Source organism: Acetobacter sp. DsW_063 (genome assembly GCF_002153745.1).
In the GTDB taxonomy this organism is placed as follows: domain Bacteria; phylum Pseudomonadota; class Alphaproteobacteria; order Acetobacterales; family Acetobacteraceae; genus Acetobacter.
In genome coordinates this window covers 1-1,158 of record NZ_JOPL01000016.1, presented here as the reverse complement: position 1 = coordinate 1,158, position 1,158 = coordinate 1, and the positions used below count along the sequence as shown (strand labels likewise).

At 62.3% G+C, this 1,158-nt stretch carries 1 protein-coding gene; it reads right to left on the bottom strand.

Annotated features, from left to right (window positions below; all coding sequences use genetic code 11):
- Nucleotides 1-164 precede the first annotated feature (164 nt).
- Nucleotides 165-1,154 (bottom strand): P-type conjugative transfer ATPase TrbB, encoded by a 990-nt coding sequence (gene trbB, locus HK28_RS03860; RefSeq protein ID WP_233140335.1) that lies wholly within the window; start codon nucleotides 1,152-1,154, stop codon nucleotides 165-167.
- Between the last annotated feature and the right edge of the window lie 4 nt (nucleotides 1,155-1,158).

The following is a 1,158-nucleotide window of genomic DNA, read 5'->3' as shown; positions in this document are numbered from 1 at the left end:
CTCGTTGAGCGGGTTTTCCCACGGCATGCCGGAGCCGGACGCCCAGGCTGATGACACGAAAAACAACGATATAAGAAGGGATGTTCCGAACAAGAGAAGGTCTGGAACATGCCAGTCAGGACGTGCAATAGCGCACACGATGGCACGCTGGCGTAAAGGCGGCCTCATGATGACTCTCCATTGTCAGAGAATGGTGTTTTGGAAGAGGGTAAGCTGACTGGCCGGATGCGATACGCGCCCGTCACGGGATCGAGGCCATCCACTGTGGCCAGTTCAGACAGGCGGCGCGCCGTCCCACGTCCTGACAGCACGGCGATGACATCGATGGTCTCAGCGATCAGGGCGCGCGGTACGGTGACGACGATTTCCTGAATCAGTTGCTCCATGCGATGCAACGCGCCGATGGCGGTGCCAGCATGGAGCGTACCAATCCCACCGGGATGACCTGTGCCCCACGCCTTGAGGAGGTCGAGCGCCTCGGGGCCGCGCACCTCGCCGATGGGAATACGGTCCGGACGCAGGCGAAGGGCCGATCGGACCAGTTCGGACAGCGTGACGACACCATCCCGGGTGCGGAGCGACACGAGATTGGGCGCCCGGCATTGCAGTTCGCGCGTATCCTCGATCAGCACGACCCGGTCGTCAGTTTTCGCGACCTCGGCCAGCAGGGCGTTGACCAGCGTGGTCTTGCCCGTGGACGTCCCACCCGCGACCAGGATGTTTTTTCGCTCTGCAACTATCTGGTGAAGATATGCCGCCTGGCCCACTGTCATGATCCCAGCTTCGACATAGTCATCAAGGGTGAACACGGCGACGGCGGGCTTGCGGATCGCAAAACTGGGTGCCGTCACCACGGGTGGGAGCAATCCCTCGAAACGCTCGCCGGTGGGGAGTTCCGCCGACACGCGTGGCACCCTCTCATGTACCTCGGCCTCAACATGATGTGCGACCAGTCGCACGATGCGTTCGGCATCAGCCGGTGTGATCGTCTCCCCGGTATCACCCAGCCCCTCGGACAGACGGTCGATCCATAGCCGCCCATCGGGATTGAGCATCACCTCGACCACAGCCGGATCGGCAAGGTGCCGGGCAATCGCTGGCCCCATCGCGGTGCGCAGCATGGACATGCCACGCTGTCGGGCTCCACTTTCAATCGAT